Raw genomic sequence first — 6,566 nt, forward strand, 5'->3', positions numbered from 1 at the left:
AAATAGATGAGGAGTAAGAAACATGTCAAAATCAATAGAAAATAGTGAATTTAATGTAAGTATCAATACGCGTCAAATGACATTTGATGATATAGATGAAGTAATTGAATTACAAAGTAAATGTTTTCCGGGAATGGAACCATGGGAAAGAGAACATCTAGAAAGTCATTTGAAGATGTTCCCACGCGGTCAAATCGTAGTTGAATTTGAAGGTGAAATAATAGGATCATGTTCATCACTTATTATAAACTTTGATGAATATGATGATAAACATACTTGGGACAGTATTACGAATAATGGTTATATTACGAATCATAATGATCAAGGTCATAACTTATATGGTATTGAAGTTATGGTTCATCCGGAATATAGAGGCATGAAAGTAGGGGCTAGACTATATGAGGCGAGACGAGAAATTGCATACGAATTAAACTTAAAAAGTATTATCATAGGTGGTAGAATTCCAAATTATTATAAATATAGTGATGAATTAACACCTCGAGAATATGTACAAGGTGTAATTAAACATCGTATTAAAGATCCTGTATTAACATTTCAACTTATGAATGATTTTACTTTAATGAGAATAAATCCAAATTATTTGAATGACGATAAAAAAAGTATGAAGTTTGCTACATTAATGGAGTGGAATAATCCAGATTATGTTCCGAAAAGTAATGTACATTTCAAAACAAGTGATCCAGTAAGGATTTGTACCGTTAACTACATGATGAGAAAAATTAATTCTTTCGAAGAATTTGCCAACCAAATCGAATATTTTATAGATGTTGCATACGATGCAGATAGTGATTTTGTTGTATTTCCTGAATTGTTAACGACTCAATTAATGAGTTTCGATGAACAAAGTAATCCAGCTGAATCTGTTCGAAAACTTACGACATATACATCTGAATATATTGAAATGTTCAATCAATTCGCTATGAAGTACAACATCAATATTATTGGTGGGTCTCATTTTGTGGAAGAGGGCGAAGATATTTACAATATCTCATACTTATTCAGACGAGATGGCTCAATTGAAAAACAATATAAAATTCATGTTACACCAAATGAGAGAAAATGGTGGGGTGTATCACCAGGTAATGGTGTTGAAGTGTTTGATACGGATTGCGGTAAGATAGCTATTCAAATTTGTTATGATAGTGAATTCCCAGAGATGGCAAGAATAGCTACTGAAAAAGGTGCTAAAATTATCTTCACACCATTCTCAACTGAAGATAGACAAAGCTATTTAAGAGTTAAATACTGCTGTATGGCTCGTGCAATTGAAAACCAAGTTTATACAGTCACATCAGGTACTTGTGGGAATTTAACTCAAACTGAAAATATGGATATTCAATATAGTGCATCAGCTATTTATTCACCATCAGATTATGGATTTGCTAGAGATGGTATCGTTGGTGAAACAGGTGAAAATATTGAAATGGTAGCAATTGCAGAAGTGGATTTAGAAGTACTTAGACGTGGTAGAGAAAATGGTACAGTTCGTCACTTAAGAGATAGAAGACACGATGTGTACAGTGTTTCATACAAACAATAAGCCATTTAATAATAAAGAGTAGCAGTCACATATGCTTCTCTCAAAGTGTCGACAAAGTTTAAGTCTTTGTCGGCCTTTTTATTTTAATGCTTTCTGAATGTATGTTCTTAGATTGAAATTTTACTTTCTATATATTTAATTCTATAATTAATGCAATGATTTGAAACGACAAGGTATATTAAAGGTGATGTAAATGGAAAAACCAACACGCACAAGTCTTCTTAAAGAAATAGCAGAATTTTTAAATGAAGAAACTGAGATGTATAGTATGATGCATGGCGCTTTGAAAAAATTAGTAGGTGGTAGTAACTTTCATACGGGTTGGATTTTCTTTATTGATGAAGATGGTCAACATGAATTAGTTGCAGAAGAAGCGTTACCACCTGCATTAACACATAACCAATGTCAATATATGACTGAAGGTACTTGTTGGTGCGTTACAGCTTATCACAATAAGAAATTAACTAAAGCTTCAAATATTATAAATTGTTCTCGAATTGTGAAGGCAACTAAAGAACATCATGATAAAACAGATAACATTACACATCATGCAACCGTTCCACTTCGTTCAGGTGATGAGCAGTTTGGTTTATTGAATATCGCAACACCAGAAACGAAACGATATTCTGAAGAAGATTTAGAATTATTGGAATCAGTTGCTTTCCAAATTGGTTCAGCCATAAAGAGGATTATATTAACTGATCAAGAAAAAGAAGCAGCTAGAATAAATGAACGAAATAGACTCGCGAGAGATTTACATGATTCAGTAAACCAGATGTTGTTTTCACTAAAAATAACAGCACATGCAGCTAAAGGTATTACAGATCATGAAGAAGCAAAGAAAGCATTCCAAACTATAGAAGATACAAGCCAAAGTGCGGTTAATGAAATGAGAGCATTGATATGGCAATTAAAACCAGTTGGACTTGAACAAGGTTTAGTTGCAGCTATTAAACTGTATAGCCAGTTTATCCACATAGAACCCGAGTTCGAAGTAGAAGGCTTAATAGATTTACCAAACACGATTGAAGAAAATGTGTATCGTATTATTCAAGAATCTTTAAATAATATTCATAAACATTCCGGTACAAATCGAGGCAAAATTTATTTAGAACAAAGTAAAACACAATTTAAAGTGCGCATTTCTGATAAAGGTAAAGGATTTAATTATTTAAAAAAAGAAAAAACTGTGTCACATGGATTGAGGAATATGAAACAAAGAACGCAAGTGATGAAAGGTCATATAGACATACAATCTGAAGAGAATCAAGGAACTATAATTGAATTAACTATTCCACTTTAATGATTAGGGGAAATGATATGAATTTTAAAATAATATTAGTAGACGATCACCATATTGTGAGACAAGGATTAAGATTTCTAGTCGATACAGTACAAGACTTCAAAATTATAGCTGACTTTTCAAGTGGTAAACAATTATTGAATTATTTATCAGAAAATGAAAAACCAGACATTGTTTTATTAGATTTAGTGATGCCTGAAATGAATGGCATAGAAGTTACAGAAATTATGAAGAAGAGATATCCTAATGTAAAAATATTAGTGTTAACGAGCTTCTTAGATGAAGAACATGTTATTTCTGCTTTAGATAAAGGTGCAGATGGGTACGAAATCAAAGATGTAGAACCAGAAGCGTTAATTGAAACAATTAGAGCTGTATTAAATGGTGAGAAAAGAATACATCCAAAAGTACAAACGATTCTTTCAGAAAGTGCACAAAAACCACATAGAGAAAATAAATTATCAAAAAGAGAACTTGAAGTATTAGGTGAAATGGTAAAAGGAAAAACAAATAAAGAAATAGCAGAAACATTGTTCGTATCCGAGAAAACAATCAAAACACATGTGAGTCACATCTTAAATAAACTTAAAGTTTCTGATCGAACACAAGCTGCAGTATATGCAATGGAACATCAATTAATTAACTAAATAACGTAAGTTTAGGTCAAATATCTAATAAAAGACTGTCGGCAAATACATATTTTGCTGGCAGTTTTTTGTATAATATTTTAAATATTCAAAAAAAAGAAATTTACTTTATGGAAACGCTTACGTATAATGTTGTATAAGGGAGAATTTCTATTCAAATAATAGGGGGAAAGTTATATGAAGGTAAAAAAGAATTTGACTATAAAAATAGTCATAGCATTAATCTTGGGGATAACAATAGGTTCTGTATTCAATATGTATTCTGGAACTGATTTTGTACAAAATACAAATCAATACGTATTTAACGTATTGGGCCAAATATTTCTTAATTTAATTTTTATGCTTGTTGTACCAGTAGTATTTGTTTCTATCGTACTTGGTGTAGTAGGTGTAGGGGATCCGAAATTATTAGGTGGTATTGGTTTAAAAACAGTTTTATTCTTCTTAACAACAACAGCGATTGCAATCACAATTGCGATGTTATTAGCATTAGTGTTCAAACCAGGTGTAGGGCAATCAGATTTATTACATAGTCAAGATGTGAAAAAATACGGTGCTGAACAAAAAGCTAAAACAGCAGATAGTGCGGCGCCAGAAAATCAAACATTTGATCAAACGTTAATAAATTTATTCCCGAAAAATCCACTACAATCCATGGTGGACCAAAATATGTTACCAATTATTACATTTGCAATCTTCATTGGTATTGGGATGATCGCATTAGGTAGAAAGGTTGAAGCGGTGAAAACGCTGTTCGAGCAGACAAACGATATACTCATGTATATCGTAACTATGATTATGAATTATTTCGCACCAATTGGTACATTTGGTTTAGTTGCAACTGCATTTACAAATGCAGGGTTTGGTGCAATTAAACAACTTGGTATGTACTTCTTTGTAGTATTATTAGCATTAGCAATTCACTTCTTTGTTATATATGGTGGAGCTGTTAAGTTATTAGGTAATAAGAATCCATTTTGGTTCTTTAAGAAGTTCTTCCCAGCAATGACAGTAGGGTTTAGTTCATCTAGTTCAAATGCAACATTACCTATTTCGCTTGAATGTACGAAAGATATGGGTGTTAGAAAAGAAATCAGTTCATTTGTCCAACCTTTAGGTGCTACGATCAATATGGATGGAACGGCTATTATGCAAGGGGTAGCTACAATCTTTATCGCACAGGTTTCTGGAGTAGATTTATCAATTATGCAAATGGTAACAGTAGTTGTCATTGCTGTAATTGCATCAATCGGAACAGCAGGTGTACCGGGTGTAGGTTTAGTCATGCTAGCAATGGTCTTAACTTCTGTAGGATTAGATCCAGCTGCAATTGGTATTATATTAGGAATTGATAGATTACTTGATATGACGAGAACATCTGTAAATATTACAGGTGATGCAGCTTGTGCATTGATTTTATCTGAAAGAGAAAAGAATAAATTAGCAAGCGAACAGTAATTTAGTATATTAAAGAGGTAAATTGATGCGAAAATTCAATTTACCTCTTTTAATTTATGTCAAAATGTATTATGATGATACTTGTGCTTGAAAAAATCGTGTATTTTTGCAACATAATAAAATAAATTAATATATATATTAAGAAGAAAGGTAGTTAAAGATGGATAAACAGACTTTTACAGAGATAATTCAAACAAAATTTAAAATGGTTCGTATTGAGGCAGGTTATACTCAAGATACAATGGCGAATACAGTAGGGTTATCTAAGAAAACTTTAGTACAAATAGAAAAAGAGCGTGTACTACCTAACTGGACAACATGCGTGTCTATATGTGCATTATTCAGAGATTCTGATGTTTTAAATACTACTTTCGGATGTGATCCACTTGAAGTAATTCAAATTATTTCTCGTCATCACTGTGCATACCCAAATCATGACAACACAAGTGATATTTATTGGGTAACAATTGATTCTAAAGCGGGATATACTTTACAATCAAATAAAAAATCAGATTTATATAGAGTGTTAAATGAAGAACGTCAACCAATTTTTGGTACTGCTAAAAACCGTGAAGCAGAAACGTATTTCTTACGTAAAACACAATCTTTATTTGTATAATATTTGTGATTAGCTACTTCCTAGATTATTCTAGAGGAGTAGCTTTTTTTAATAAAGGAGAAAGAAAATGACAACTATCATTACAATTATAGGCATGATGCTTATCGGCGCAATCATTGGAGGATTTACAAACTTTATAGCGATAAAGATGTTATTCCATCCTTATCATGAAATTAAATTTTTAGGGTATAAATTACCTTTCACACCAGGACTTATCCCTAAGCGAAGAAACGAATTGTCTGAGAAAGTCGGACAAATGGTAACCAATCATTTATTAACGCCAGAAGTATTTAAAGAAAAATTAGTTAACCCTAGTACGAAAGAAGTGTTAGAAGATACAATCAAAACTCAATTTAACACTTTAAAAGAAAAAAATTATACGCCACAAGACTTTATAGATCGAATTGATTATCCACTTGAAGAAAAATTAAACCAAACTTTGAAAGTTACAATTATGGATAAAGTGGATAAGTTTTATGAATTACATCAACATGATGAAATAAAGAGCTTAATACCTGAAGAAATTTATGAACAAATAACGAACCAGGTTGATAATATTACACCTGAAATATTAAAGAAACTTGATGAATATTTATCTTCAGAAAAAGGCAATCAAGATATTCATACAATGGTCGAAGAATTTTTCGAGCAAAAAGGAAAAATGATAGGCATGATACAAATGTTTATGACTACTGAAGATATTGTTTATAGAGTGAAAAGAGAATTGAAAAATGTAATTAAACAGGAAAAAATCAAGAATATGATTAATTTACAAGTTCATAAACAATATGATATTTGGATGTCTAAATCATTTGGAGATATCTTGTCATTAGATAGAAAAGAACAAGCAAAAGTATTAATTGCAGACGAATTGATAGAATCGATTAATATAAATAAATATTTGAATACACCATTATATGAATTAGTACCAAATTTATTTGTATATATAGAAGGTGAAGGTACAGAAAGATTTATAAA

At 31.3% G+C, this 6,566-nt stretch carries 6 protein-coding genes; all 6 read left to right on the top strand.

The window, feature by feature from the left end; genetic code table 11:
* The first annotated feature begins 22 nt into the window (after window positions 1-22).
* On the top strand, window positions 23-1,561 hold the full coding sequence (locus CD111_RS07035) for a bifunctional GNAT family N-acetyltransferase/carbon-nitrogen hydrolase family protein (protein ID WP_095087203.1): 1,539 nt from the start codon (window positions 23-25) through the stop codon (window positions 1,559-1,561).
* 193 nt (window positions 1,562-1,754) lie between these two features.
* A complete protein-coding gene (locus CD111_RS07040; RefSeq protein ID WP_095087205.1) occupies window positions 1,755-2,864 on the top strand; it encodes a GAF domain-containing sensor histidine kinase in 1,110 nt (369 codons plus the stop codon).
* Window positions 2,865-2,881: 17 nt separating this feature from the next.
* A complete protein-coding gene (locus tag CD111_RS07045; protein ID WP_095087207.1) occupies window positions 2,882-3,511 on the top strand; it encodes a response regulator in 630 nt (209 codons plus the stop codon).
* A 177-nt stretch (window positions 3,512-3,688) separates the two neighbouring features.
* Window positions 3,689-4,969, top strand: coding sequence for a dicarboxylate/amino acid:cation symporter (locus CD111_RS07050; protein ID WP_095087209.1), 1,281 nt, complete (start codon window positions 3,689-3,691; stop codon window positions 4,967-4,969).
* Between the two features lie 160 nt (window positions 4,970-5,129).
* A complete protein-coding gene (gene xdrA, locus CD111_RS07055; RefSeq protein WP_095087211.1) occupies window positions 5,130-5,588 on the top strand; it encodes an XRE family transcriptional regulator XdrA in 459 nt (152 codons plus the stop codon).
* Window positions 5,589-5,655: 67 nt separating this feature from the next.
* Window positions 5,656-6,566 (top strand): DUF445 domain-containing protein (locus CD111_RS07060; protein ID WP_103268494.1); only part of this gene is annotated, 911 nt, incomplete at its 3' end.

Origin of the sequence: Mammaliicoccus stepanovicii (genome assembly GCF_002902525.1) — a bacterium.
Lineage (GTDB): Bacteria > Bacillota > Bacilli > Staphylococcales > Staphylococcaceae > Mammaliicoccus > Mammaliicoccus stepanovicii.

What these genes read in the sequence shown, in the direction of transcription:
- CD111_RS07045 (WP_095087207.1), top strand. Translation starts at nt 2,882, where the DNA reads ATGAATTTTAAAATAATATTAGTAGACGATCACCATATTGTGAGACAA.
- CD111_RS07050 (WP_095087209.1), top strand. Translation starts at nt 3,689, where the DNA reads ATGAAGGTAAAAAAGAATTTGACTATAAAAATAGTCATAGCATTAATC.
- xdrA (WP_095087211.1), top strand. Translation starts at nt 5,130, where the DNA reads ATGGATAAACAGACTTTTACAGAGATAATTCAAACAAAATTTAAAATG.
- CD111_RS07040 (WP_095087205.1), top strand. Translation starts at nt 1,755, where the DNA reads ATGGAAAAACCAACACGCACAAGTCTTCTTAAAGAAATAGCAGAATTT.
- CD111_RS07035 (WP_095087203.1), top strand. Translation starts at nt 23, where the DNA reads ATGTCAAAATCAATAGAAAATAGTGAATTTAATGTAAGTATCAATACG.